The 24,695-nt window shown below is 71.5% G+C and carries 26 protein-coding genes and 1 pseudogene; 12 read left to right on the top strand and 15 right to left on the bottom strand.

Going from position 1 to position 24,695, the window contains the following annotated elements:
* Positions 1–35 precede the first annotated feature (35 nt).
* The gene (locus tag BCD49_RS05230; RefSeq protein ID WP_007509360.1) at positions 36–815 is read left to right on the top strand and encodes a helix-turn-helix transcriptional regulator; all 780 of its coding nucleotides are present in this window, start codon (positions 36–38) and stop codon (positions 813–815) included.
* On the opposite strand, the gene BCD49_RS45805 is transcribed toward BCD49_RS05230, so the two are convergent.
* A complete protein-coding gene (locus BCD49_RS45805; protein WP_007509362.1) occupies positions 794–928 on the bottom strand; it encodes a hypothetical protein in 135 nt (44 codons plus the stop codon). The two genes, BCD49_RS05230 and BCD49_RS45805, sit on opposite strands and share 22 nt — an antisense overlap.
* 20 nt (positions 929–948) lie before the next feature.
* Between BCD49_RS45805 and BCD49_RS40290 the strand changes: the two are divergent.
* Positions 949–1,125: pseudogene (locus tag BCD49_RS40290) on the top strand (SUMF1/EgtB/PvdO family nonheme iron enzyme); the annotation flags it as partial.
* 86 nt (positions 1,126–1,211) lie between these two features.
* Here BCD49_RS40290 and BCD49_RS05225 read toward each other — a convergent pair.
* On the bottom strand, positions 1,212–2,030 hold the full coding sequence (locus tag BCD49_RS05225) for a TetR/AcrR family transcriptional regulator (protein WP_071041228.1): 819 nt from the start codon (positions 2,028–2,030) through the stop codon (positions 1,212–1,214).
* A gap of 60 nt (positions 2,031–2,090) precedes the next feature.
* Here BCD49_RS05225 and BCD49_RS05220 point away from each other — a divergent pair, with 60 nt between their 5' ends.
* Complete coding sequence (locus BCD49_RS05220) at positions 2,091–2,498, top strand: VOC family protein (protein WP_071041227.1); 408 nt, start codon at positions 2,091–2,093, stop codon at positions 2,496–2,498.
* 84 nt (positions 2,499–2,582) lie between these two features.
* On the opposite strand, the gene BCD49_RS05215 is transcribed toward BCD49_RS05220, so the two are convergent.
* Together BCD49_RS05215 and BCD49_RS05210 are read right to left on the bottom strand one after the other, a co-directional pair.
* Positions 2,583–3,428: an LLM class F420-dependent oxidoreductase gene (locus BCD49_RS05215; protein WP_007509367.1), complete on the bottom strand. Its 846-nt coding sequence runs from the start codon at positions 3,426–3,428 to the stop codon at positions 2,583–2,585.
* A 74-nt stretch (positions 3,429–3,502) separates the two neighbouring features.
* The gene (locus BCD49_RS05210; protein WP_007509369.1) at positions 3,503–4,420 is read right to left on the bottom strand and encodes a zinc-binding dehydrogenase; all 918 of its coding nucleotides are present in this window, start codon (positions 4,418–4,420) and stop codon (positions 3,503–3,505) included.
* A gap of 146 nt (positions 4,421–4,566) precedes the next feature.
* On the opposite strand from BCD49_RS05210, the gene BCD49_RS05205 reads away from it, so the two are divergent.
* Complete coding sequence (locus BCD49_RS05205; RefSeq protein ID WP_071041226.1) at positions 4,567–5,463, top strand: LysR family transcriptional regulator; 897 nt, start codon at positions 4,567–4,569, stop codon at positions 5,461–5,463.
* 46 nt (positions 5,464–5,509) lie between these two features.
* Here the strand turns inward: BCD49_RS05205 and BCD49_RS05200 are convergent, their stop codons facing one another.
* The gene (locus tag BCD49_RS05200) at positions 5,510–6,163 is read right to left on the bottom strand and encodes a hypothetical protein (RefSeq protein WP_071041225.1); all 654 of its coding nucleotides are present in this window, start codon (positions 6,161–6,163) and stop codon (positions 5,510–5,512) included.
* Between the two features lie 339 nt (positions 6,164–6,502).
* Here BCD49_RS05200 and BCD49_RS05195 point away from each other — a divergent pair, with 339 nt between their 5' ends.
* The gene (locus tag BCD49_RS05195) at positions 6,503–8,299 is read left to right on the top strand and encodes a sensor histidine kinase (protein WP_007509374.1); all 1,797 of its coding nucleotides are present in this window, start codon (positions 6,503–6,505) and stop codon (positions 8,297–8,299) included.
* Here BCD49_RS05195 and BCD49_RS05190 read toward each other — a convergent pair.
* The 3 genes from BCD49_RS05190 to BCD49_RS43400 form a co-directional block, all read right to left on the bottom strand.
* Positions 8,259–8,618: a response regulator transcription factor gene (locus BCD49_RS05190; RefSeq protein WP_007509376.1), complete on the bottom strand. Its 360-nt coding sequence runs from the start codon at positions 8,616–8,618 to the stop codon at positions 8,259–8,261. The genes BCD49_RS05195 and BCD49_RS05190 overlap by 41 nt on opposite strands.
* Positions 8,618–10,453, bottom strand: coding sequence for a sensor histidine kinase (locus BCD49_RS05185; RefSeq protein WP_007509378.1), 1,836 nt, complete (start codon positions 10,451–10,453; stop codon positions 8,618–8,620). The genes BCD49_RS05190 and BCD49_RS05185 overlap by 1 nt, the downstream gene beginning before the upstream one ends.
* Before the next feature lie 139 nt (positions 10,454–10,592).
* The gene (locus BCD49_RS43400) at positions 10,593–10,787 is read right to left on the bottom strand and encodes a hypothetical protein (protein ID WP_007509380.1); all 195 of its coding nucleotides are present in this window, start codon (positions 10,785–10,787) and stop codon (positions 10,593–10,595) included.
* Between BCD49_RS43400 and BCD49_RS05175 the strand changes: the two genes are divergently transcribed.
* Positions 10,702–10,998: a helix-turn-helix domain-containing protein gene (locus BCD49_RS05175; RefSeq protein WP_083401266.1), complete on the top strand. Its 297-nt coding sequence runs from the start codon at positions 10,702–10,704 to the stop codon at positions 10,996–10,998. The two genes, BCD49_RS43400 and BCD49_RS05175, sit on opposite strands and share 86 nt — an antisense overlap.
* A 12-nt stretch (positions 10,999–11,010) precedes the next feature.
* On the opposite strand, the gene BCD49_RS40285 is transcribed toward BCD49_RS05175, so the two are convergent.
* Positions 11,011–11,853, bottom strand: coding sequence for a glycosyl hydrolase (locus BCD49_RS40285; RefSeq protein ID WP_232794159.1), 843 nt, complete (start codon positions 11,851–11,853; stop codon positions 11,011–11,013).
* A 1,043-nt stretch (positions 11,854–12,896) separates the two neighbouring features.
* On the opposite strand from BCD49_RS40285, the gene BCD49_RS05165 reads away from it, so the two are divergent.
* Positions 12,897–14,498 carry an acyltransferase family protein gene (locus tag BCD49_RS05165; RefSeq protein ID WP_007509385.1) on the top strand — a complete coding sequence of 534 codons (1,602 nt, stop codon included), beginning with the start codon at positions 12,897–12,899 and terminating at the stop codon, positions 14,496–14,498.
* A gap of 18 nt (positions 14,499–14,516) precedes the next feature.
* Here BCD49_RS05165 and BCD49_RS05160 read toward each other — a convergent pair whose 3' ends face one another.
* The gene (locus BCD49_RS05160) at positions 14,517–15,452 is read right to left on the bottom strand and encodes a 2-hydroxyacid dehydrogenase (RefSeq protein ID WP_007509387.1); all 936 of its coding nucleotides are present in this window, start codon (positions 15,450–15,452) and stop codon (positions 14,517–14,519) included.
* A gap of 84 nt (positions 15,453–15,536) precedes the next feature.
* Positions 15,537–16,406 (bottom strand): SCO6745 family protein, encoded by an 870-nt coding sequence (locus BCD49_RS05155; protein WP_007509389.1) that lies wholly within the window; start codon positions 16,404–16,406, stop codon positions 15,537–15,539.
* A gap of 151 nt (positions 16,407–16,557) precedes the next feature.
* Between BCD49_RS05155 and BCD49_RS45800 the strand changes: the two genes are divergently transcribed.
* Positions 16,558–17,226, top strand: coding sequence for a Clp protease N-terminal domain-containing protein (locus BCD49_RS45800; protein ID WP_007509391.1), 669 nt, complete (start codon positions 16,558–16,560; stop codon positions 17,224–17,226).
* A gap of 106 nt (positions 17,227–17,332) precedes the next feature.
* Here the strand turns inward: BCD49_RS45800 and BCD49_RS05145 are convergent, their stop codons facing one another.
* A complete protein-coding gene (locus BCD49_RS05145) occupies positions 17,333–18,268 on the bottom strand; it encodes an expansin EXLX1 family cellulose-binding protein (RefSeq protein WP_071041224.1) in 936 nt (311 codons plus the stop codon).
* 389 nt (positions 18,269–18,657) lie between these two features.
* Between BCD49_RS05145 and BCD49_RS05140 the strand changes: the two genes are divergently transcribed.
* Entirely contained in the window at positions 18,658–19,209 is a 552-nt protein-coding gene (locus BCD49_RS05140) for an NAD(P)H-dependent oxidoreductase (protein ID WP_083401264.1), read from the top strand.
* A 38-nt stretch (positions 19,210–19,247) separates the two neighbouring features.
* On the opposite strand, the gene BCD49_RS05135 is transcribed toward BCD49_RS05140, so the two are convergent.
* Positions 19,248–20,117, bottom strand: a complete 870-nt coding sequence (locus BCD49_RS05135; protein WP_071041223.1) for a helix-turn-helix transcriptional regulator — start codon at positions 20,115–20,117, stop codon at positions 19,248–19,250.
* A 103-nt stretch (positions 20,118–20,220) separates the two neighbouring features.
* On the opposite strand from BCD49_RS05135, the gene BCD49_RS05130 reads away from it, so the two are divergent.
* The 3 genes from BCD49_RS05130 to BCD49_RS05120 all read left to right on the top strand — a co-directional run bounded on the left by BCD49_RS05130 (position 20,221) and on the right by BCD49_RS05120 (position 23,626).
* Positions 20,221–20,982 carry an SDR family NAD(P)-dependent oxidoreductase gene (locus BCD49_RS05130; protein ID WP_007509398.1) on the top strand — a complete coding sequence of 254 codons (762 nt, stop codon included), beginning with the start codon at positions 20,221–20,223 and terminating at the stop codon, positions 20,980–20,982.
* A gap of 74 nt (positions 20,983–21,056) precedes the next feature.
* Positions 21,057–21,836: a MerR family transcriptional regulator gene (locus BCD49_RS05125; protein WP_007509400.1), complete on the top strand. Its 780-nt coding sequence runs from the start codon at positions 21,057–21,059 to the stop codon at positions 21,834–21,836.
* A 440-nt stretch (positions 21,837–22,276) separates the two neighbouring features.
* Positions 22,277–23,626 (top strand): HNH endonuclease signature motif containing protein, encoded by a 1,350-nt coding sequence (locus BCD49_RS05120; protein ID WP_007509402.1) that lies wholly within the window; start codon positions 22,277–22,279, stop codon positions 23,624–23,626.
* Positions 23,627–23,696: 70 nt separating this feature from the next.
* On the opposite strand, the gene BCD49_RS05115 is transcribed toward BCD49_RS05120, so the two are convergent.
* Both BCD49_RS05115 and BCD49_RS05110 read right to left on the bottom strand, forming a co-directional pair.
* Positions 23,697–24,137, bottom strand: coding sequence for a MarR family winged helix-turn-helix transcriptional regulator (locus BCD49_RS05115; RefSeq protein WP_007509404.1), 441 nt, complete (start codon positions 24,135–24,137; stop codon positions 23,697–23,699).
* A gap of 88 nt (positions 24,138–24,225) precedes the next feature.
* Positions 24,226–24,675 carry an SRPBCC family protein gene (locus BCD49_RS05110; RefSeq protein ID WP_007509406.1) on the bottom strand — a complete coding sequence of 150 codons (450 nt, stop codon included), beginning with the start codon at positions 24,673–24,675 and terminating at the stop codon, positions 24,226–24,228.
* Between the last annotated feature and the right edge of the window lie 20 nt (positions 24,676–24,695).

The raw sequence follows: 24,695 nt of genomic DNA, 5'->3' as shown, positions 1-24,695 counted from the left end.
TGGCCGGGCGCCACCGACGTCGTTAGAACAGGCGGGTGGAGTTCCCCAGCGCGCTACGCGAACGCCGTACCCGCCGCCATCTCAGCCAGCTCGACCTGGCACTGCGGGCGGGCACCACCCAGCGGCATCTCAGCTTCATCGAGTCCGGCCGGTCCGCCCCAGGCCGGGGGCTGGTGGTGCGCCTGGCCGAGTCACTCGAACTGCCCCTGCGGGAGCGCAACGAGCTGCTGCTGGCGGCCGGGTACGCGCCCGTCTACCCGGAGAGCGTGCTCAGCGACCCGGTGTTGGCCCCGGTCCGCACCGCGATCGACCACATCCTGCGCGGGCACCTGCCGTACCCGGCGCTGGTCGTGGACGGCGCCGGTGACCTGATCGCCGCGAACGACGCCTTCGACCTGATCACCGAAGGCGCCCGGCCCGAGCTCGTCGGCCCGGGCCGGAACGTCTACCGCCTCGCGCTGCATCCCGAGGGCGTGGCGCCCCGCATCCGCAACCTCGCCGAATGGGCACGCCACATCCTGGCGCGCCTCGGCCACCTGCCGGAGCTGCGCGCCGAGCTGATGGGGTACGTACCCGACCTGGGACCGTCCGACGGGCTGCTCGGTTTCGCGGTCCCGCTCCACCTGGCGTCATCGCGCGGCGAGCTGCGCCTGATGACGACGGTGACGACCTTCGCCACCGCCGTTGACGTGACCCTCGCCGAGCTGAAACTGGAGGCGTTCCTGCCGGTCGACCCGGCGACGGCCGAAGCTCTCGCGGCGGCCGCCGGGGCGGCGCGCCCCGCGGCTGGAGATCAGACTCCCGGGAACATGTAGTCGGTCCTGATCCGGCCGTCGTCGTCGAGCACGACGATCTCCAGGCCCCCGCCCACCACGTCGCCGGTGTCGACGGACACGGCCTCCCAGCGGAACTCGACGACGTCGATCACCTGGCGGGCGCGACCACGGTTGGGACTGGTGCTGGGACGTCTACGACGCCGAGGTCTACGGCACCTACCGGGTGCTACGCGGCGGCGGGTGGGCCGACGAGCACCGGAGCTGCCGGGCCTCCGTGCGGCGGCGCAGCCATCCGAGCTACCAGGTCGACGATGTCGGCTTTCGGGTCGCGCGTTCTGGCCCGGCCTGATCCGTGCATCCCGGCGAGCGGTCCCGCCATCCCGAGGCCCGGCCGAGATCGTGTGCGATCACACCTGACGGGTGATCGATTCGGCCTCAACCGGTGCCGTCGGCGCTGACCTGCCTGCCCGGCGAACCTGGCTCAGCGCGTTCGATGAGGGAGGCCAGGCCGTCGAGGACGCGGGCGAGGCCGAAGCGGTACGCGTGGTCGGGGTCGTGGGCGCTGCCGTGCGCCTCGCCGGCGGCGGTGCCGACCCGGCTGGCCAGCGGATAGCGCCGTTCGTCGAGCACCTGGACGAGCAGCGGGCCGACCCGCTCCCACCACTGCGCGTCGTCGCCGGCTGTCGCCGCGGTGGCCGCCTGGTGCGCCTCCCTGGCATTGGYCTGGACGAAGGACAGCAGGTAGGTCAGGCAGTCATCCATCTCGACGTCGGCGAGGCCGAGCCCRTCGAACGCGGACAGCTCGTGCTCGTACTTCGCCATGAGGCCGGGCCCGAGCGGCGGGCGGAGGGTCGAGATCCCGGCGGCCCAGGCGTGCGCGGCGAAGAGCGCCCGGTTCTCGTCGGCGACGGCGGTCAGCCGTGCGCGCCACGGCGCACCCGTGGTGTCCGTGCGTGGCATCCGGCTGTAGACCGCGTCCAGCATCAGGTCGAGCAGCTCGGCCTTTCCTGGCACGTAGGTGTAGAGGGTCATCGGCACGACACCGAGTGCCCGGGAGACCGCTCGCATGGTCACCGCGGCCAGCMCCTCGCGGTCGGCCAGCCCGATGGCGGTGTCGACYACGGCCGTCAGTTCCAGCCCCCGGGCCGGTCCACGACGCGAYGGTGCCAGCGGCTTCCCCCACAGCAGCGCCAGCGTGCGTGCCGGGTCACCAGATCCCGAGCGCTCATCCGTCACCTGGCCATCTTCGTACATCGAACGATGTACGATGTACGATGTACGCCGTACAGAGTTGTCGATCCCGAAGGGCCCACCATGAAGATCACCTCGGCCGCGGTCTCGCTGAACGTCGACGACGTGGCGGCGTCGGCGGGATTCCTGACCCGGCACTTCGGCTTCACCGAGCAGTTGGYCGCGGAGGGATTCGCCTCCCTCGCCCGCGACGACGCCTGCCTGAACGTCGTCTTCCTGCGCCGCGGCCTGCCGACGCTTCCCGCCGACCAGCGTGACGATCGCGCGGGCGGGCTCATCCTCGCCTTCGTCGTCGACGACCTGGAAGGCGAGCTCGCCCGGCTGCGGAGCGAGGGCGTGGTGATCACCATGCCGCTGACCGAGGAGGAGTGGGGGGAGCGGGCCTTTCAGGTTCGCGACCCCAACGGCATCATCGTGCAGTTGGTCGACTGGAAGGGATCGGGCGCCCAGTCGGCGGCGGTCGAGGCGTAGCGAGCCGCGAGTTCGGTGCGTGACTCGATCGGACCCGGGACGCGCCCCCGCGCGCGGCCTGCGTCGCCACAGCGGGTCAGCGGGTCAGCCGGACAGGGAGGCGTGCCGTTCCAGGAACGCGGCGACGTCCTTCTCCGACTCGATCGGCAGCGGATACACCAGGAGACGGTCGACCCCGAGCTCGGCGTACCGGCGGGCGGCGGCGGCGGTGACCTCGATCGGATCGAGCTGCATATAGATGATCTCTAGCCGGCCGAGCCGGGCTGGTCGCTCGACCTCGGCCGCCGCCGCGGCCAGTCCGGACAGGTGGGTGGTCAGGTCGGCGGGGGTGCCGTTGCCGAACCACGCGTGCCCGCGAGCGACCGCGCGTCGGTAGGCGGCCGGGCTGTGGCCGCCGATCACGACGCGCGGGCCGCCCGGGCGCACGGGCCGGGGATGCGCGTCGACGTCCTCGAACGAGACGTACTGCCCGCTGTAGGCGGGCCGGGGATCGAGCCAGAGTGAGGTCATCGCGTCCAGGTACTCGTCCGTGCGCCGGCCGCGCCCGGCCATCGGCACTCCGATGGCGGACATCTCCGGCTCCAGGTAGCCGGCCCCGACGCCGAGCAGCGTCCGCCCTCCGCTCAGCACGTCCAGGCTCGCCACCTGCTTCGCCAGAACCAGCGGGTTGCGCTGGGGAAGGATGATGATTCCGGTGCCCAGCTCGAGCCGCTCGGTGACCGCGGCCACGTAGGTCAGATGGATCAGAGGGTCGAGGATCGGGTCGGTCGCCTCCATCGGCGAGGCCGGCACCCGGGGGCTGGGCAGCACGACGTGCTCACCGGCCCACCAGGAGCGATATCCCAGCTCCTCGGCCAGCCGGGCCAGGCGGACGGTCGCCTCCGGACCGGCCGTCGCCTTCGCGTTCAGACCACTGACACCGAGTTCCACGTTCGCGCTCCTCTGCACTCTGCTCGTAGAACCAGAACCTCTGCTCGTCGAACCTCTGACCTGACGTCGTCTCGTCAGGCCGGCAGGTCGAGGACGGCCTTGCCCGCGACGCGGCGCGACAGCAGCGCCTGGGCGGCCTCGGCGGCCCGCTCCCAGGAGCCCCGCCAGCCGATCTGCGGGTCCAGCTCGCCCCGGTCGAGCAACCGGACGAGATAGCCGAGGTCCTCGGCCAGCTCGGAGCCGATGACGAACGGCTCGATCCGCCGGTCGCCGGACCGGTGCCGTTCCGCCTCGAAGTCGATGGTGGTCGGCTGGCCGGACGCCTTGCCGATGGCCAGCGCGACACCACCCGGCTCGAGCAGCGAGAACGCCTCGGCGAGCTGCTGTCCGCCGACGTTGTCGAGAACCCCGTGGACCGTTCCGGTCGCGTTCGCCGGGCCGATGATGATCTCGGCGGCACCCAGGCTGTCGAGCCCCTCGCCGCGCGCCGGGCTCCCGACCGACGCGACGACCTCGGCGCCGGCGCGGGCGGCCAGCTGTACCGCGAACCGCCCCACCCCACCGGAAGCTCCGGTGATCAGCACCCGGCGGCCGAGGACCGAACCCAGCCGGCGGACCGCGCGCAGCGCGGTCACCCCGGCGACGGGCAGCGCCGCCGCCGCGCCTGGATCGAGCGTGACGGGCAGCACCGCCAGGTCCGCGGTGGAAACGGCCCGGCGGCGCGCCCAGGCGCCGTCCCAGCCGAAGGTCACGACCGGCGTGCCGGGTGCCGGGCCAGAGCCGTCCTCGGCGGCGGCGGCGACAACCCCGGCGGCGTCCCACCCGTGGACCTCGCCGGGCTGGGCGCGCCCCGCCCGGTAGGCCAGCTCGCCGAAGTTCAACGAGATCGCTCGAACGTCGACCAACGCCTGATCGGGCCGGAGAGCCGGTTCGACCACCTCCGCCAGCCGGAGGCCGGCCGGCCGGTCCGGGTCGTAGACGAGTGCCTGCATGGTCGCCTTCCCTGGGCCTGGGCATGGGTATTGGGCACTGGGAACTGGGCACTGGCACTGGGAATTGGGGCGGTCGGTAGCCCCGCCAGACCACCGTGCCTGGTTCCTCGGCGTTGGTCCAAGACCTGTTGTTATAACCAGTGGTTATGGACGTGCATGTGCGGGATCTCCGTTACTTCTTGGCAGTCGCCGAGGAACAGAGCTTCTCCCGGGCGGCGAGCCAGCGGTTGTTCATCTCGCAGCCGGCGTTGAGCAAGCAGATCCGCCAGCTGGAGCGGTCGTTGGGGACCGCTCTGTTCGATCGGGACCGGCGGAYGGTCCGGCTGACCCTGGCCGGAGAGGCCCTGCTGCCGCATGCCCGGCGGCTCACCGAGGACTGGGAGGCGGYGCTGCTGGCGGTGTCGGAGGCGTCGACCCAGGCCGGGACGACGGTGCGCGTCGGATTTCAGACGCGGATAGGTCGTGGGCTCATCCCGACCGTCACCGCGCGGCTGGAACAGCGCCTTCCCGGCTGGAAGCTGATGTTCCGCCAGGTCTCCTGGGCCGATCCCACGGTTGGCCTGGGCAGTGGCGAGGTGGACGTCGCGATCGCCTGGCTGCCGGTGCCCGACACCGGCGCGCTGTCCTGGCGGGTCGTGGCGCGCGAGGACGTCTGGGTCGCGCTCGCGCCACGGCACCGCCTCGCCGGCCTTCCCACGGTGCCATTCGCCGAACTGGTCGACGAGCCCTTCATCGCGCTGCCGAGGACGGCCGGCGCCCAACGGGACTTCTGGCTCGGGGCGGCGGCCCGGCAGTCCCCGGCCGTCATTGCCGGCGAGGCCGAGACCGCCGAGGAGTCATTCGAAGCGGTCGCCTCCGGACTGGGAATCACTCTGCTCTCCGCCGGAAACGCCGAGATCTACCACCGCGACGACGTCGTCTGCCGGCCGGTCAGCGGACTGCCGCCCAGCGAGCTGGCCGTCGTCTGGCGCACGGTCGACAACCGACCGTTCGTCGACGTCTTCGCCGACATCTGCCGGGCCTGCTCTCGACAACCCGCCTGACAGTCCGCCGCGTCAACCAGGACTTCACCCTTCTGCACCCCGGTGTCTAGCCGGTGACCTCGGAGATGAGGTCCTCGATGGGCAGGACCGAGGGAAGCCCCGGGGACTCGGGGTCGAGGAGGCGGGCCTGGCCGGACTCCTCGCGGTAGAGGCCGGCCAGCACGCCGACAACGGCGTACTGGTTGGTGGTGTCCTCTCCCGGGCGCTCGAAGGCGTCCAGGAACAGGAAGTACGGGGTCCMGGGCCGCAGCAGGATCTCACCCAGGACGTGGGAAACGGTTGTATCGCCACCCGGCTCCGGGACCTCGGTTCCCGGCGCGGCCCCGGTCTGCCGGACCCGGATCGTCTCCGGGACGTCTCCGCGGATGGTCTGTGTCACGTCGACGTCAGTGATCGTGAAGGGCAGACCCGAGATCGCGACGACCTCGGTCCGGTCGGTGGCGCACACCCGGACCACCGCGTCCGAGGCGGCCGTGAGCTCGCGGATGGTCCGGAAGGACTCCGCCCGGTCCACGGTGGTGGACCAGTCCCGCAAGTCCGTCGCGCCCTCGTCGGCCGCTGCCGGCGGCGACGCGTCGCAGGCCGCCGGCGCGGAGTCAGCCGGCGCTGAGTCGGCGGTTGTCGGCTGGCCACAGCTGGCGGCACCCGCCAGTGCGAGGATGGGAACAACCAGTAGCAGGCGACTGGCGTACGAGAACATCGCATCTCCAAGACCAGGACGATCGATATCGCTATCGACGCGGCCCGCCATCCGTCGGTTCCGCGCTGGCGCAGGTCCTGACCCGTGACGACTCTGGCGTCCGGCTCGTCAGCTCGACCAACGGCTACGCCTGACGATCAGGCTGGCGGCGTCGTGCCCCCGGTGAGGGAGCCCGAACGGGACGCCTCCGGTACTGTCTCGGGCCTGCTGCCCGTCAAAAGGCGTGAACCGGATAAAATGCCGGTCGATGGGAGAGATTGGAGCGTCGGCCATAACTGGCGCTCAGTGGCGGTGGTGCACCGACGTAAATAGGCAGAGGATGTGACCGAGGACACCTCGGTGCGCTCTGTGGTCTGGCTGGTGCTGGTGCCGTTGGCCGCCGCGGCGACCGCTTTCGTGTGCCAGCTGCCGGCAGGCGGATCCGATCCCGCACTGGTAGCGCTAAACGTGCTCATTTGTAGCGTCTTCGCGCTGGTTGGCGCCATGATCGCCCGTGACCCGCGGATGTTCGGCCTCGGCGCATGCCTTGTGCTGTCTGGCCTCCTATGGGCGAGCCGTTGGCTTTACACCTGGGACGGCGGAGTGTGGGCCTACCTCGGGTTTGAAGGGTGGGTACTGTTCTGGGTTCCTACCGTCGTCGCCGTGCTGACATATCCCACCGGCCGGACGGACGGCCGCGTCGAGCGGGCCTTCCTTCTTGTCACGGTCGTGGGACTGCCGGTCACCTGGAACGCCGCCGCCTTGTTCACGACCGCGGAATGGGTCGAATACCCCGCAGGCGCCTGGTGGCCCACTCTGGTGACCTCGTTTCCCCTGTCCCAGGCGACCCAGACCGGGGCTGTGCTCTTCACGACCGCGCTCGCGGTGACGCTGCTGGTCCTGCTGGTCCGCCGAGTCAGGCGAGCGTCGCGTCTGGACAGGCACCTGCTGATCCCGATCTTCGCGACGTTCGTGGTCGCTGGCCTGGCCGCCAGCCAGGCCACGTGGTACCTGGCGGACTTCACCCGCTCGCGCATCAGCCTGGGCCAGCTCCCGTCGATGCTGTCGGTTCTCGCCGTCCCGGTCGCCTTCGGTGTCCTGCACCTGCGACGCCAGATCGCCCACGCGGAGGTCGGCCAGTCGTTGGCCGAGCTGCTCGTCGCCTCGACTCCCGACCGGGCGACGGGCCGCACGGGCCAGTCACGCTCCAGCGCCGGCCTCGACGGCGACGCCGTGGATCCGGCGATGGTGCGTGACCTGGTGCGGCGGACGCTCGACGCGCCGTCGACCGATCTCCTCGTGGCCGACGGGGCCGGCGGGTACTGGGACGTGGACGGCAACCCGTGCCGTCCGCCTCTGGATGACGAACGCCTGCTTATTCCCATCCGGTCAGCGGACGACGTTCTCGTCGGGCTGCTGGTCGCTCGCCCGGATCTGGACCGCCACCTCGACGTCGTCGAGGCGACCGTGGCCGCGATCAGTCTCCTGCTCGAGAACGCCCGGCTGGAGATGATGATGCGGGAACGTGCTGAGCTCGCCGAGACCGCGCTGGACCGGCTTGTCCGCGACGGCGTGGCCCAGCACCAGAACCTGCGAGACCAGCTGCGTGCGACCACGGGACGCCGGCTGCTCGCGGTGGCCGCGCAGCTGGGTGAGGTGCGGCGCCAGACCGACGATCCCCGGGTCACCGAGGCCGTCGAGACCGCCCATCGGGAGCTGAGGGCCGCGTTCCGGGACATCCGTGCGCTGGCGGCCGGCACCGGCCCGACGGTGCTGCGGGAGTCCGGCCTGCGCGCCGCGATCGACCTCGCCGCGGGCACGCTGCCCATCGCCGTCGAGACCGATGTCGTCGATGGCCGGTTCGCCCCCGAGATCGAGCTCGCCGTCTACTACACCGTTTCGGAGGCGCTGACGAACGTGTACCGGCACGCCGCCGCCAGACGGACGCGCGTGTCCGTGTCGGTATGTGGCCGTGACCTCGTGGTGCGCGTGGTCGACGACGGCCGGGGCGGGGCGGACATCCGATCCGGCCGAGGGCTCACGGGACTCGCGGACCGTGTCCGTGCCGTCGGTGGCCAGTTCGCCGTCGAAAGCCCGCCGGGCGGCCCGACGGCCGTCACCGCGACCGTGCCGGCGGCGGTGGCGACGAGGACCTGACCGGGTCCAGGGCCGGCGAGCCAGGGGAGCTCGGGGAGGCCGGCCCGCGCATGTCCCAGGACCTGAGCACCGGCGCGTGCTGACGGTCCACTCGCAACCACAGCAGTGTCGCGAGCACGCGGCGGTTGTGATCACCCGAGTTCTCCAGACCCAGCTTGCTGAAGATGGCGGTCAGGTAGTTCTCGACGGTCTTCGGCGAGAGGTTGAGCTGCTGGGCGATGCCCTGGTTGGACCGGCCTTCGGCCATCGCGCTGAGGATCGCCTTTTCCCGCTCGGACAGCCGATCGAACTCGGCGGGCTTGCGACGGTCCGACATCATCAATGTGATGATCGACTCGTCGATGGCCAGGCGGCCCCGGGTGACCTGGCCGAGCGCGTCCTTGAGCGCGTCGATGTCGTCGACCCGCTCCTTGAGCAGATAACCGACGCCTCGCCCCCGAGTCCGCCGAGGCGGTCGGCGGCGCTGGCCAGCCCACGGCCGGGAACGACGGTGGCGCCGCCGAATCCGTCGTCGACGATGTCGATGACGAGCGCGGAGCCATCGAGGGACGCCTCGACGCTGGCCTTCGAGGCGTGACCGTGTACGGCGGCGTTGGTCAGCGCCTCCCTGATGGTCAGGTACGCGACCGTCTCCGCGGCTGGATGGTCGCTGATCGCCCGCAGTACCGTCTCGGGCACGTCGACGCTCAACGCGATGGGCAGGCTGCCGGCCAGCCCGTCCACCGCGGCGGGCAGGCCAGCGTGGTTGAGCAGGACGGGATTGATCCCGCGGGCGAACTCCCGCAGCTCGACGAGCGCCTCCCGCAGCTCGGCCCGGGCGCCGTCGAGCGCCGCACGGGTGCCGGGGTCACTCGCGATCGTCCGCGCCAGCGCCAGCCGGGCCGCCAGGCCCAGCAACCGTTGCTGCGCACCGTCGTGCAGGTCCTGTTCCAGCTGCCGACGTTCCCGCAGGGCCAGCTCGGCGACCCGGGTCCTGGCCGAACGAAGCTCGGCCAGCTGCGCCCCCATCGCCGCCTGCAGATGGACGTTCTCGAGCGCGAAGCGGGCGGCGGAGACCGTGACCTCGATCAACGGGCAGGACCATGGGGTGGCCGGGTGCACCAGGATGAGGGCCAGTGGCTCGCCGGACCGGGAGCGGACCGGGACGGCACAGCGATCCGCGGCATCGGGCAGCCGCTCGACGGTCCGCGCGTCGCCGTCCACGTAATGACAGCGGGCGTCCAGCCAGAACAGCACCTCCACCGTGTCGTCGCGCAGAGCCTGGCGCAGCGCCGAGCGGACCGATTCGACGGTGGGAGGCCTGCGCTGGCGTGCCAGCAGGTTGACGATTTTCGCCCGAGCCAGCCGGTGCCGAATCCCGGTGGTCAGAAACGACCCCGCGACGAACGCCAGCGCGAGCGCGGTGAGCGGGTAGGCCAGGTACAGGTGCTCCGTGACGGGCGATCCCAGGACGAGCGTCGAGGTCACGGTGGTCGCGGTGCTGGCGATCAGGAGGGCGACGACCACAGGTACGAGCTGCCGGCGTCGATGTGGCGCGGACGCGCGCAGGCGTCGGCGTAACAGAATGCCGAAGTACGCGGTGGACGCGCCGTAGCCGGCGATCGCCAGCCAGGCCACCAGGTGAAACGCCGTCGGGCTGTCCCAGACGGTCGGCCACCAGATCTCGTCGCTGAATCCCCAGCGCGCCGGCGGGGCCAGCAGCGGCATGGCATTGCTGAGGACCGGCAGCGACACGATCGTCAGCCATAGGAAGGCCTTCTCCGACCGGTCCCGGCGCCATGTTCCCGGGTAGGCGAGGACGCCGTGAGCGAGGACGAACCAGAACCACGTCCCCGCCTCGTACCCGACGAAGACCATCGGATCGCGGTGCCACACCTCCCCCCACCACAGCGCCCAGAGCACTCCAGAAATGATCAAAAAAGGGCCGAGCCTGGCGAGCAGGTTGTCGCCCGCGCACAGCAGCCCGGTGGCCACGAAGCCGACCGTGATGACCAGGTTGACCAGGACGACCGCCGTGGTCTCGGGGGCGGCGTGCTCGACGAGTGGCCACTCACCCGCGAGCGTGAGCGCCGCGACCAGCACCGTCCCGAGCCCGAGCGTGACCCGCGAGACGGGTCGACCGCGAGGTGCGGCTGTTTCGAGCGGGCTTGCCATCGCTAAGCGGTGGTTACCAGCCCATTCGTGCATGTCTCGGAGTATCAAGGTCGCTAACTCTCGCGGCCCAGGGGGATACCCTCTCCGGCCTCCGCCGCGGCCGCCGGACCGTTGAAGGCTGAAGAAGGACTCATAGGCGTCATCGTTCCGGCGGAGGAGAGTAGTGCGTGCCGATGTGCTGTCCGTCGCGGAACTCGACGCGGGCCAGCCCGTCGGTGGGGTCGGTGAAGTGGTAAAAGCGCAGGACCGTGCCGTCCGGACTCGCCCGTACGGCCGGGCTGTCGAGGGCGGCGTTCGCCGCTCGCTTCACGGCCTGTGTCGGCGAGCCGGCCATGCGCTACCTGCTCTCACTGCGGATGCAACGGGCCCGGACACTGCTGCGCGACCAGCAGACGACAGTCGCCGCGACCGCGGCCCAGGTCGGCTACCAGTCCGACGTCGCGTTCACGGCCGCCTTCAGACGGGAGACCGGAAGCACGCCCGGGACGTACCGACGGGCGGCGGCCCCCTCCCGTGGAGGAGGGGGCCGCTCGCTGGCTACCTGACCGGGCGTGCGGTCAGGGCTTCACGTACGGCGCCTTCCAGAGCTCCAGATAGCGTTTCGCGTCGGCCGCGTGGTAGTCGTAACCGCATTCCTTGTCGTGCAGCGTGAACTTGCAGCTGTAGGCGGTCGACCCGTCGAAGTAGTCCTCGTAGGCCAGGCCGGACGGCGAGGCCACGGCCTTCTCGAACGCCGTGCGCATCTGCGTGATGTAGGCCGGGTCGGTCGAGCCCCAGTTCGGATCGCCGTTCACGCCCCACTCCGGGACCGCGAACGGGACGCCCTGCCTGGCGACCCAGGCCTGCCAGGCGGCGATGCCCACCGGCTCGCCGTGTGACCCGAGCTTGTTGGGGTCGCGTAGTTTGCCGTTGTCGCTGTTGGCGTAGAGGTCGGGCCCGGCGGCGTCGACATACTGCGCGCCCGGCCAGAAATCGAGCACGTTGAGGCTTCCGTCCGAGCTCTCCGCGTTGGGGTTCCACACCAGCTTGAAACCCGGAGAGACGCCCTTCACGATCTTGTACCACCGGATCCAGCAGGACTTGAAGTTGGCCGCGTCGCCCGGCTTGGCGCTCCAGCGGTACCAGTTGCCGTTGAACTCCCAGCTCAGCCGGAGGAATGCGTCCTTCGTCGGCCATGCCTTGACGAGCTCGCCCATGAAGGTCTTGATCTGGTCCTCGGTGGCGCACGTCTGGTAGTTCTGGTCGTTCGCGAACATTGGCTGCGCGAGCGAGAGCTCGCCCGGCCAATGCGCGTCCGTGAAGTACTGGTGCGTGGACCAGAGCGCGTTCATCGACTTCCAGGTCGTGGCGCCGCCGGCCGTCGTATCCGCGGCGTCATTCCAGGTCTCTGCGATCTGCACGGGCCAGCCACGCCATTTCGCCCATTCGTCCCGGTCGGCGTAGCCGACGCCGCTGAGCGCGGGCGCCGCCGGATTCGTACCGCCTCCGCCGGAGGTCGGCGAGGGCGGAGTGGCCGTGGGCGTCCCGGCCGTGGGCGTGGGCCGCGTCGTGGGCGTGCCCGTCGGACTGCCCGGCGTCGTCGGTCTTGTCGTGGGCGTGGGCGTGGGCGTGGATGTGGACGTCGCCGAGGCGGACGATGACGGAAGTGGACCACCGCCACCGCCACCGGAGCCCGGGGACGGAAGGCAGGCCGACAGTCCGACGGCGGCCACCATCGCGAGAAGAATCGTTCTGACGAAAAACGTCAGTGCCTTCCCGGTCACCGGCCCTGCGGCGCGGCGCTTTCCAGACGGGGACGTCATGAAACGAGTCGTCTCCTTAGTTCGTTGGCGTGCCCCCCCAGCTATTACCCTCGGGACTTGTGGTACCGGTTTCTGGAATTCGCCAGGACGTCCAGTACGAACCGCCCCGAACGTAAGAAAGGAGTGGATCTGCTGTCAACCAGACCCTGTGTCCGGTGTGTAGCCGACGGTGCCCGAGGCGAGAACCGGACACCAGGATTGTGTTTCCGTTGCTGGTGGCGTGATGTTCGAGAAGGCTGGAGACCGGACCGCCCGGGCCGATATGAACCACCGGCAGGCGCTGCTCTGTCGGCGGTTCTGGGCTTACGGGGGACGGTTGCCGCCGCCGGGCCAACCGATCGTCGATCTCCCTGTCGGTGGCGTGTCGTTCTCGCTCTAGGCGAGGTCGTGACGACAGTCGGGGGATAGCTCCTGCCACCATCGGGCCACTCACCTTGACGGCCGGCCGCGCGGCGCGCGCCGGCGGGCGGATGTTGATCGGCTGGGTCTCGGCGGAGCTCTTCAGTAACCTTCTGGTGGCCCATGGTGACCGCTGTCGGCGTGGTCGCCGGGTTTGTCTGACAGGTCATACCAAGGTTCGCGGGATAGAAGGTGCAAAAGGACAGGAGCTGGGCAGTCCGACAGTTCTGAGGGGAGTGCGGATGGTTGAGCACGGACACGACCCGGAACGCGGATCGCGACGCACGGACACGGTGACGGGCAGCCGCCCGCCGGCGGCCCGGAAGCGGACAGACGCCCCGCTGGCCGACCCGCTGCCGCGGATGCCCGTCCAGCTACGGTCGCGTACCCAGCCGGCCGGCCGGACCGGCTCCTTCGGCCTCCCTGGGCAGACCGCCCGGGACACCGGGGCCCGGGAAGCCGGAACCAGGGAAGCCGGTGCCCGGGAGCGCGGCGGTGCCCGGCGCGGTGGCTACAACCCCGCGCTGGACGGCATCCGGGCGCTCGCGGTGCTGTGCGTGCTCGTGTTCCACATGGACTCGCTGCCCGGCGGCTACCTGGGCGTCGACGTGTTCTTCGTGCTCAGCGGTTTCCTGATCACCGGTCAGTTGTTGGCCGAGCGGGACCGCACCGGCGGAGTGTCGCTGCGGAGGTTCTACGTCCGGCGCGCCTACCGGCTGATGCCCGCGTTCTGGCTGCTGGCCCTCGTCGGCTTCATGGCCGTCGTGCTGCTGGGGGTCGGCACGGCTGGCGAGCGGTCGGAGTTCCTCGACAGCCTGGCCTCGTCGATGCTGTACGTGAACAACTACTTCCAGGTGGTGCGACAGTCCACGGGGGCCGGCTGGCTCGGGCACACCTGGTCGCTCTCGCTGGAGGAGCAGTTCTACCTGCTCTGGCCGCTGGCGCTGATCGCCCTGTGTCGCCGGCCGAGGCTCGTCCGCCGGCTGCCCATGGTCCTACTGGGCGGGGTGGCCGCTGTCGTGCTGTGGCGCGACGTGCTGATCGCGCTGGGAGCGTCGGGGACGCGCACGTACTTCGCGCTGGACACCCGCGCGGATGCGCTGCTGGTCGGCTGCGCGCTGGCCGCCTGGCTGCGCGCGGCGCGGCGCGGCGCGGACGGTGTGGGCGAGGGTGCGCTCGTCTGGCGCCGCCGCCTCGACCGCGTCGCCGTCGCGCTGCCCGTGGCGGGTCCGGTCGCGCTCGCGCTGCTGGCCGTGGCGACGGTGACGGCGCCGACCGGCTGGGGCCCACGGCCGACCTCGCTGTCCTACGGCGGCTACACCGTCGTCGCGCTGCTCGCAGGCGTCGTCGTCCTCGCCCTGGAGCAGGGGGCGACGACGGGCTGGCTGTTCCGCGGCCTCGCCGCGCCGCCGCTCGCCTGGCTCGGCCGGATCTCCTACGGCTTCTATCTCTGGCACTTTCCCGTGGTCGCGCACTGGGGCCATGACCTGACCGGCGCGCTTGGCCGTTGGCCGGCGGTTCTGGCCATCGGCGGCATCTCGGTGGCCCTGGCGTCCGCCTCGTACTACCTGGTCGAACAGCCCATCCAACGCCGCCGCCCGACCGGATCGCGGATCCTGCCCACTCGGGTGAGCCGCCCGCCCGTGTTGGCCGCCGTCCCGGAGCCCGACCGCGGCCCGGAGCCCGATGCCGTGACCCTCAGGCTGCGCTACGGCCCCCGACCCGCGCCCGGATCCGGTCCGGGCGCGAGCCGGCGACGAGGCGACATCCGCCGCGACGACGTCGAGGGCACGGGCGCGGGCGAGGCCGGCCAGCCGATGACGGCGCGCCGGCGCGTCAGCTGACTCCGAGGCCAGCGCGGTTCAGGTCCCCGGCGGGATGACGACGTTGTGCGGCTGCGCACCCCGCGACAGCGCCTCGATCTGGCGGCGGACGAGCGCGACGACGCGTGGCCCCATCGCGGCGCTGTGCCCACCGACGTGCGGGGTGAGAAGGACCCCGTCGAGGTTCCACAGGGCATGTTCCGGTGGCAGCGGCTCGGGGTCGACGACGTCGAGCGCGGCGCGGACCCGGCCGGCGCGGACCGCGTCGACGAGATCCTCGGTGACGACCGCCTTGCCGCGGGCGACGTTCACCAGCAGGGCGCCCGGCTTCATCGCGGCCAGGAAGTCCCGGTCGACCAGGCCCGTCGTGCTCGCGTCCAGCGGTACGGCGAGCGCGACGACGTCGGCGTCGGGTAGCAGGCCCGGCAGCTCGTCGACCGCCGATATGGCGCCGTCGGGGCCGTCGCGGCGGGTCTTCGCCACGCGGATGATCTCGACCTCGAAGGGCCGCAGACGACTGGCGATCGCCCTGCCGACGCCGCCCTGCCCGACCACGATCACCGTGGAGTCCGCCAGCGACAGTGATCCGGCGTGCGCCCACCGGCGATCCGCCTGGGCGCGTACCAGGGCCGGCAGCCGCCGTTGGCTGGCGATCATCAGGCCGACGGCCAGCTCGGCGGTGGACGCCTCGTGGACTCCGGCGGCATTGCTGAAGGTGAGGCCGGCGGGCAGCGCGGCGCTGACCCCCTCGTAGCCGATGGACTGGCTCTGGACCAGCAGGGGGTGCAGACCTTTGAGTGCCGAGAGCACAGCCAGATCGGACATGTACGGCACGACGACGACGTCAAGGTCCGGCCGAGGCGGTTCGCCGGACAGGTCCCAGACCAGCACGACGGCTGCGGGCTCGGACGCCAGCGCCGCCCGGAGTTCCTCGGTGGGAACGGTCACGACCAGCGACCGGCGGTGTTGGGACACGGACGTCTCCTCCTGCTGTCGAGCGTCGTTCCGCTGTCGAGCGTCGCCCGGCGCGCCTGGCCGGGAACGCGCGGCATCGGCGGGTCAGCCGGCGACCGCGGTCCGCGGGTCGGGGACGCCGACCGGGTTTGGCCACATCAGCAGCGTGGCCGCGGCCTGGGCGACCGGGGCCAGCAGCGCGGCGGCGCGGTCGACGCCGTCCGGGCCGAGCGCGTCCCAGGGCGGACCCGCGAGGCGATCCGTCGTCGCCTCCAGGTCACCGGCGGCGGCGAGCGCGGCCTCGGTCGGCTCGCCGGCGGCCTCCAGCCAGCCGCGGGCCCGTAGCCGGTCGGCCGCCGCGTCCCACTCGCCGTCGGTCCAGCCGCGGATCTGCTGGTAGAAGGCGCGCTCGGTGCCGCCCCTGCTGACCCGCCAGACGAGGCTCTCCGGGCCGTCGAGACCCGCGGTGACCAGAGCGGCGACGTGTCCGTCGCCGCGATGCTCCCGCAGGATCGTGGCGGCGTGCCAGATCGCGCCGAGCGCGTCGTCGGGCCAGGGCAGCGCGCCGTTCGCGGCGCCGAGCACCCGACCGGCGACCGGCACCCGCTCGGCCGCCGACCGCAACAGTGCGGCCAGCTCGGCGAGGTGGCCCGCGCCGATGCCGGCGACCAGCGGCCCGAGCGCCGCGCGAGCGCCGTCGAGCCGAACGGCCAGCGCCTCCTCCGGCGAGACGCGGGTCCAGACGTCCGGCAGTGCCCTGGCCACCATCGCGGGCGCGAACCCGAAGAAGGCGCCGACGACCGGCCCCGCCCCGACCGGGCCCAGCGGCGCCGCCCGGCCGGCGAAGTACCCGCGCCAGTAGCCACGCAGCCCGGCGGTCTCCCAGGCCGCCAGGCTGGCCGGCGCGAAATAGGTGACGGCATGCACCGGTTCGAACAGCCGCCACATGCGCTGAGCCACGTTCATCTCGACCATGACCCCAGACAATTGCGCCAGTCGGCCAGGGTCAAGTCAGGAACGACACGCGCCGACGGCTGAGCTCGCCCACACCGCGGCGGCCGCGCGCCTGTCGGCCGGCCCGGCGATATCCTGGAAGGGGAACGCGGATTCGTCCAGAGGACCGCCGATGTTCGAGAGATTCACCGACAGTGCCCGGCGTGCCGTGGTCCTCGCGCAGGAGGAGTCCAGAGGGCTCGGCCACGGCGAGATCGGCGCGGAGCACCTGCTGCTCGGCCTGGTCCACGAGGAGACAGGGCCCGGGGGCGTCACCCTGGCCTCGTTCGGCCTGACGCTGGCGGACGCCCGGTCGGCGGTCGCGGCGGCCGTCGGCACGGGTGCGCCCAAGGCGCCGTCGCACATCCCGTTCACTCCGCGGGCGAAGCACGTCCTGGAGACCTCGTTGCGTGAGTCCCTGCAGCTCCGCCACGCCCACGTCGACTCCGGGCACCTCCTGCTCGGGCTGCTGTCCGAGCAGGAGGGCGTCGCCGCCGACATCCTCGACCACGTCGGCATCGACCGCGCGGAGGGCCGCCGCCGGGCTCTCGCCGCCATCGACGCCGCGGGGGAGATCCCGCCGCCGCCCGAGGCCGTCCCCCAGTCACGGTCCGCCATCGACGGGGCCAACATGCGGGCCCGGAACCTCGCCGCGGAGCTGAGCCAGGCGAGGGCGGCGAAGGACGCCGCCCTCGACGCCGGTGACTTCGCCACGGCGACCGCCATGCGCCAACGGGAGAAGGTCCTGATCGCGGAACGCGATCGGATGGCGACGGATCTCCGGACCGACGGCCGGACCTGACCGCCGCCCGACCCGCCTTCATCTCAGACCCCTCGCGAGCTCCTCCCGACGCTGGCGTTTCCACCGGGCGGCGGACGGTCCGGCCGTCCCCGCCCGATGACAGCGCTCAGTGCTGGGCGAACTGACTGTTGGTCGTCTGCACGGTCGTGGGCGCCAGGTTCACCGTGTGGACGAGCTGCTCGCCATACAGGTCGGTGATCCGGACGGTGAACGGCCCTGGGCCGAGCCCCTGGGGCGCCACGAAGTAGTTCCACATCTCGCGCCCAAGGGCGACCCACGACCCGTTCACCCGCACCTCGAGCGAGACGATCGGGTTGCGGTGGTTCCGGACCTGGATGRCCAGCCAGTACGCCGACGACCCGTCCTTGATCTGGTACTGGACGGAGCCGATGCTGGCCGGGCTGACCAGCCGCCAGGTGACGTTGACCTGCCCCGGGACGCCGCCCGCGATCCGCTCGAACGCCTGCGGGCTCAGGTCGACGTGGCCGGCGCCGCATTCCGGGCACCGGTCGGTGACCTTCACGACCGTGCTCCCGCCCGGCCCGGTCACCTCGATGTAGGCGCCGCACGCGCGGGCGTTCTCGTAGTCCAGCTCGTTCATCGCCACCACCGGCATGGCGGGATCGTTCAGCCGGTCGAACATGCAGTTGCCGCCGCCGTCGGCGTCGTAGTGYGTCGCCGGGCCGGAGTAGACGACGCCGGGCCGAATGCGTCCCGCGCCGGCCGGCACCGGTGCCGGCGCCGGCCGGGTGGTCGGCGGTGGCGGCGCCGGTGTCGCCGTGGTTGGCCTCGTCGGTCTGCTCGGCGTGGCCGACGGGCTGGCCGACGGCGACGGCGCGGTCGTGGCCGGTACGGCGGGGGCCGTGGGCAGCGCCGTGGTGGCCGTCGAAGCCGGCGACGTGACCTGGGTGCCGGTCGCGGCGGGCTGGGCCGGTCCACCGCCGGCGGCTGGCTGACAGCCCGCGATGGCGACGGCGAATGCCGCGGTCGCGAGGCCCAGCAGCGTGCGCCGAGCTGGCACGGTGACGGCGAGGGACGCCAAAGAAAACCTCCTGGCCGGGGTGCCGCAAACAGCCGGCACCGCGCTGCCCCTCCAGGAACTGGAGGCTAACCGGCGCCGGAATGCCCGTCCAGCGCCAACGGCTCGATTAGGTACAAGCGTGCCAATCCGTAGAGCGAGTGTTGTGTAATGAATGATTTCTGTCGGTTCTTGAGTGTGAATGAAAAATCGGCTTCGGGTGCGGCCGCGCCGTCGAGACCATTGCCACCGGCCTGAACGTGGAAAATCCTCCGCCCATCGAGGAGAGCTTCCCTCCGGGCGGGCGGCTGTCCGGAAGGCGTCCGGCCCGCGGCCGCTCGCCCGGAGTAACCCATTCGGTGCTCGCGTTGCTGCTACCGGAAGCACATTGCTGCTGGGCGAGGCGAAAGGGCGTGCCGGTGAGCGTCGAGACGAGGGTTCTGCTCGTGTCCGGGAGTACGCGGGGCGGCTCGACGAACACGGCCGCGCTGCGAACCGCGCGGGCCGCCGCCCCCGACGGCGTCGTCGCCGATCTCTACGACGACCTGGCGCGGCTGCCTGYGTTCGTGCCCGATGACCAGGAACCGGTCCACCCGGCCGTGGCCGAGCTGAGGCGGCGCATCGACGCGGCGGACGCCGTGCTGTTCTGCACGCCGGAGTACGCGGGATCGTTGCCGGGCAGCCTGAAGAACCTGCTCGACTGGACGGTCGGGGGCGGTGAGCTCTACGGCAAGCCGGTTGCCTGGATCAACGTGGCCGCCGAGGGGCGAGGGGGCGGGGCGGACGCCACGCTGGCGACCGTGCTGGGCTACGTCGGCGCGGTCGTCGCGACTCCCAGTCCGGTGCGCGTCCCCGTCGCGCGCAGCGCGGTGGGGCCGGATGGGTTGATCGGCGACGAGCGGGTGCGCGCCGCCCTGGCCGAGGTGCTCGGACTGGTCACGCGGCGGGCCACGACGCCGGCCTGACCGCCGGGGCGGTACGGGGCGGCGTGCGCGGCGGACGGTCAGGAGGTCGCGGTGGACCCGGGCGCCGTCGACCACTGCGTTCCGAGGACCTTGAGTAGTTGGAGTGCCCGGTGGGTGGGCGTCCCGGGGGCCGCCGTGTACAGGATGATCCAGTGGTCGCGCTCKGGGTCGTGCAGGGCGTCGCAGTCGAGGTCGAGCCAGCCGACCTCGGGGTGGCGGATCCGTTTGTGGGTGGAGCGGCGCACCTGGAGCTCCCGTTCGGCCCACAGGCGACGGAACTCCTCGCTGGCGCCGAGCAGCCGCCCGACCAGGTCACGGATTCCCGGGTCGCGCGGGTAGCGCGCCGCGGCGGCGAGCAGGTCCGCCACTGACTCGCGGGCGAACCGCTCCACGCTGGCCGGGTCGTGCCTTTCCCGGGTGCCGGCCCGGGTGAAGAAACGCCAGATGACGTTGYGTTCGGCCGGTGGGACGGCGGAGAGGTCGCCGAGCAGCGCCGCGCCCATCGGGTTCCACGCCAGGATGTCGTACTTGGCGTCGCAGACCAGGGCGGGCGCGTCGTCGAAGCGGTCCAGCAGGTGCAGGACCCCTGGGCTGACGTCGGACGACAGGACGGACGCGGTCGGCGGCTGCTCGCCGGACAGATGGTGCAGGTAGGCGCGTTCGGCGTCGGACAGGCGCAGCGCCCGGCTGATGGCGCCGAGGATCTGGCCGGACGGGCGTGGCCCGCGGCCCTGTTCGAGGCGGACGTAGTAGTCGACCGACATGCCGGCCAGCTGGGCGACCTCCTGGCGGCGCAGCCCCGGCGTGCGGCGGCGCGGTCCGGCCGGCAGGCCCACGTCCGCCGGCTGTACCCGGGCGCGCCGCCCGCGCAGGAAGGCCGCCATCTCGTCGCGGCTGGCCTGGTCCATGACACGAGGGTGTACCCGCGCGGGCCCGCGAACCATGGGACCGCCGATACCAGCCTCGGGACTGCTCTCCTCATGGCCGGTCCCCGACGTGACGGTGAGACCCATGACCTCCCACGAACCCGTTTCCCAGGCCTCCCCTCGCAAGATCGTGCTCGTCACCGGAGCGAACAAGGGCATCGGTCTCGCCACGGCGACGGCCATCGCCAGGCAGGGCCACACCGTGCTGCTCGGCGCGCGCAGCCCCGAACTGGGCGAGGCGGCGGCCGCGGCGCTCGCCCAGCAAGGGCTGGACGTCGCGTTTCTTCACCTGGACGTCACGGATGAGGCGACGATCGCGCGCGCGGCCGCGGTCATCGACGCCCGGCACGGCCGGCTGGACATCCTCGTCAACAACGCCGGCATCACCCGCGACCAGGGCCGCGCGCCCTCGACGCTGCCGGTCTCCGCGCTGCGCGAGATCTACGAGACCAACGTCTTCGGCGTCGTGGCCGTCACGAACGCCATGCTCGGTCTGCTGCGCCGGTCACCCGGCGCGGTCATCGGCAACGTCTCCAGCGGCCTGGGCACCTTCGCCGTCCTGGCCGATCCCGGTCCGACGCTGGGGAAATTCGCGCAGCTTCTCGGCTACAACTCGTCCAAGGCGGCGCTGAACGCCATCACGCTGATCTACGCGCATGAGCTCCGCACTGTCGGCATCACCGTCAACGCGCTCTCCCCGGGTTACTGCGCCACCGACCTCAACGGCCACTCCGGCTGGGACAGCGCCGAGGAGGGCGGCGCCCGGATCGCGGCCCAGGTGCTCGCCAGGCATGACGAAGGCTCGGGAGTGTTCCTGAACGAGAACGGCGGCACCTACCCCTGGTGACGCCCTCTGGTGATGCAGGCCGGCGCGTCGCCGGGGCTTGACCCTGCCGCGACGTCAGGGCGCAGAGTCGAGGTGTGGAGGGCGAGAGCGCCGGCGAGCTGACCGTCGGGAGGGTGGCCAGGCTTTCCGGGGTCACCGTGCGGACGCTGCATCACTACGACCAGATCGGGCTGGTCTGCCCGTCCGGGCGGACAGTGGTCGGTTACCGGGTGTACAGCGCGGCGGATCTCGAGCGGCTCCGGCAGGTGCTCGTATACCGCGAGCTCGGCTTTCCACTGGAGGAGATCCGGGCGCTGGTGAGCGACCCGGGCGTGGACACCGCCGGCCACCTCCGCCGGCAGCGCGGGCTGCTGGTGGAACGCGGCGAGCGGCTCGCGGCCATGATCGCCGCGATCGACAGGCAGTTGGAGGCGCGCACCATGGGCATGCAACTGACGCCCGAAGAACAACTTGAGGTCTTCGGCACGGACAAGGTGGGCGGTGAGTGGGCGGACGAGGCCGAGCACCGGTTCGGTGAGACCGACGCATACCAGGAGTCCCAGCGCCGGGCCGCGTCCTACACGAAGGATGACTGGGCGCGCCTGAAGACCGAGAGTGACGCGGCGCTGTGTGCCTGGCGTGCGGCGCTGCTGTCCGGCCTACCGGCGGATGGCCCGGAGGCCACGGCGTTGGCCGAGGAACACCGCCAGCACATCACCCGCTGGTTCTACGACTGCAGTTATGACATCCACGTCGGTCTCGCTGAGATGTATCTCGCCGACGAGCGTTTCACCCAGGTCTACGAGATCGTCACCCCAGGCCTTGCTCGGTACGTCCACGACGCCATCCTGGCCAACGCCGCCGCCCGTACCTGACTGACCCGCCCGGTCTCGCGTTTTGCGTGACCATTACCCGCATAGCCGTTGGGGGAGTGGCTTCCCCTCTGATTGCCGGCTTGTGCGCGTTGGCTGCGGGTCGCTTAGGATTCGAGCACCGCAACGTGGTCGTCTGCTTTTCCGCATCGGAAAATTCGGGGGGTGCACCCCCCGAATGCCGCGGAATGGACAGGTGTTTGAATGTGTGGTTCCGTTGAGGCATGCCCGAGCCACCCGTTCGCGAGGAACCGGATGACCGGCCCATCAGGGGATGGGGCCGGCCGGAGTCCGAGGTTTCTTTGGGCCCGGTTGACCACAACCGGCCGGGTGCGACGGAAAGCGGGCGCGAGAACTGTGCGGCGACGGTATTCGAGGGCGGCATTTCTGGCGCCGATATCCCGGGGGATGGGGCTGGCGTCGGGTTTGGTGGGCGGCATCATGTGCTGGCTGAGCTGGACGGCGTGGTCGGTGGGTTGAAGGCGTTGGCTGGGGCGAGCCTGTGGGCGCTGTCCGACGCAGAGGCGTTGGAGTTCCTCGACGCCGCGGAGCGGGCCGGCCGGCTGCTGGGCGCGGTCCAGCTCGCGGTGGTCCGGGACCTGGGCGGCCGGGACCTGCGGCCGGTGTTCGGCGATGAGGACCTGCCCTCGACGGCGGAGCTGCTGCGCTGGCAACTGAAGATGCGCCCCGCCGACGCCCGCCGCACCATCGAGCTGGCCCGTGACCTCGACCGCATCTACCCGCGTGTCGGTGAGGCCCTCACCGGTACCGCGATCAGCCGTGACCAGGCCGTCGTCATCGTCACGGCGCTGCGGGCGCTCCCGGCGGACACGCCGTGCGAGCAGCGTCACTGGGCCGAGGAGTTCCTGCTGGTCCAGGCGGAGATCCTCGACTCCGGCGACCTGGCCGCACTTGGCAGGACCATCCAGGCCCGTCTGCGGGACCAGCTGCACCCGCCCGGCTCCGAACCGCGCGACGATGGTGACCAGGCCCGACGCCGCGAGCTGCACCTGACCGATCAGCCCGACGGCACCACCCGCCTGCACGGCACGCTGGACGCCGAGGGCGCCGCCACCCTCCGCGCCGCCCTCGAACCCCTCGCCCGGCCGAAACCACTCGGCGAGCACCCCGAAGACCGCCGCACCGTCCCGCAGCTGCGCGCCGACGCCCTCATCGACCTCACCGAACGTGTCCTGGGCACGGGCACGCTGCCGACCGCCCGCGGTACCCGGCCCCACCTGACAGTCACCACCACGATCGACACCCTGCTCGGCCGGGATGGCGCCACTCCGGCCGCCACCGGGCATGGCCTGCCACTGTCCCACGCCGCTCTGGAAAGAATCTGCTGCGACGCCAACCTCACCCACGTTCTGCTCTCCCGCGAAGGCGTGCCCCTTGAGCTTGGCCGCACCCGCCGAATCATCCCACCACCGCTGCGCCGGGCTCTGGTCGCGCGGGACGGCGGATGCACGTTCCCTGGGTGCCAGAAGAATGCGGCGTGGACGGACGCGCATCACATCGTGCACTGGCTTTCCGGCGGCAAGACCAACCTTGACAACCTTGCTCTATTGTGCGGCTTCCATCACCGGACCGTGCATCGAGGAGAGTGGGTCGTCGTTATGGGATCGGACGGGCATCCGTACTTTGTCCCGCCCTATTCCATCGACCCGCGGCGTCAGCCACGAAGAAACCCTCTGCACCGCACCGTCGAGCATCTCTATACCGGAATCTGGGAACCCCCAGACGACGCCGACGGCGTTCGACGCGACGACAGACCGTCCGCCTGCTCGTGATGGCTGCTGCAGCGGCCCGCCGGCCCGCCCGTGTTGATGGGAGTCACAGTGGGCGGACCCCGCGACGGGGTCAGGCGCCGGGCCCACTGTCCCGTCCTGTCAGCTGCCGCAGGAGGTGGACAGCGTCGCCGCTGTGTACCGGGCTGAAGAACTCGGCGTCTACCCGCTCGATGGTGGCGACCGCACGTGGCGCCAGCTCGCCGCCCTGCGCGGTGACCCGCAACAGCTTCGCCCGGGTGTCGTCCGGGTCGGTCGCGCGCTCGACCAGGCCGTTGCGTTCCAGCGTGCGCAGCACCTGGGAGGTCATCTTCACGTCGGTTCCGGCGTATGCGGCGACGGCCAGCTGGTTGGGCCGCTCGCCTTGCCCGTTCAGCCACCAGACGGAGGCGAGCAGCACGAACTGGACGTGCGTCAGGCCGAGCGGCGCCAGCGCCGTGGCAATGGCGCGCTGCCAGCGCAGCGTGGCGTGCCACAACAGAAAGCCGGGGCTCTCGTTCGGATGCAGCGCCACGTTCGACCGCCCAGCCTTCCGTCACAGCTCCGCCAGCCGGATGAGCCCGCGACCGCACGACCGTCGCCCATGGCGGCGCGTCCCTCGGCTAGGGTGCGTCCGCCCGTGCCGCCGCCGGCGCGGTGATCTCGGCGAGGCGGACCAGCGCGGCGATCGTCTCCGGGAAGTCGGCCGTAATCATAGGACCGACCTGGGGTCCGAGCTCGTCGGCTGCCGGGCCACTGATCTCCATCTGGTAGGTCACCGTGCTGTCTCCGCCCTCGACCGGGTCGACGCGGTGGGTGGTACGTATCAGGACGTCGCCGAGGTCGGCCTCGTCGACGAACCGCTCCGGCTCGACGACCTCGGCCAGCCGCAGCCGCACCGGATTCTCGCCGTGCGGGTTCATGACGATCTCGCTTCCCACCGCGAACGGGCCGCTGATCTCGATCTGCTCGATGTCGGCGTTCCAGGCTCCCCAGCCCCTCACGTCCGCCCACAGCCGCCACACCGCCTCGGCCGCCGCCGTCGTTGTCACGCTGTGCTCAAAGCTCCACATGAACCGCCCCTGTCGCCGCG

Source organism: Pseudofrankia sp. EUN1h (genome assembly GCF_001854645.1).
Taxonomy (GTDB): domain Bacteria; phylum Actinomycetota; class Actinomycetes; order Frankiales; family Frankiaceae; genus Pseudofrankia; species Pseudofrankia saprophytica.
Note: the sequence above shows the minus strand (reverse complement) of the source record. Positions and strands in the feature narration are given on the sequence as shown.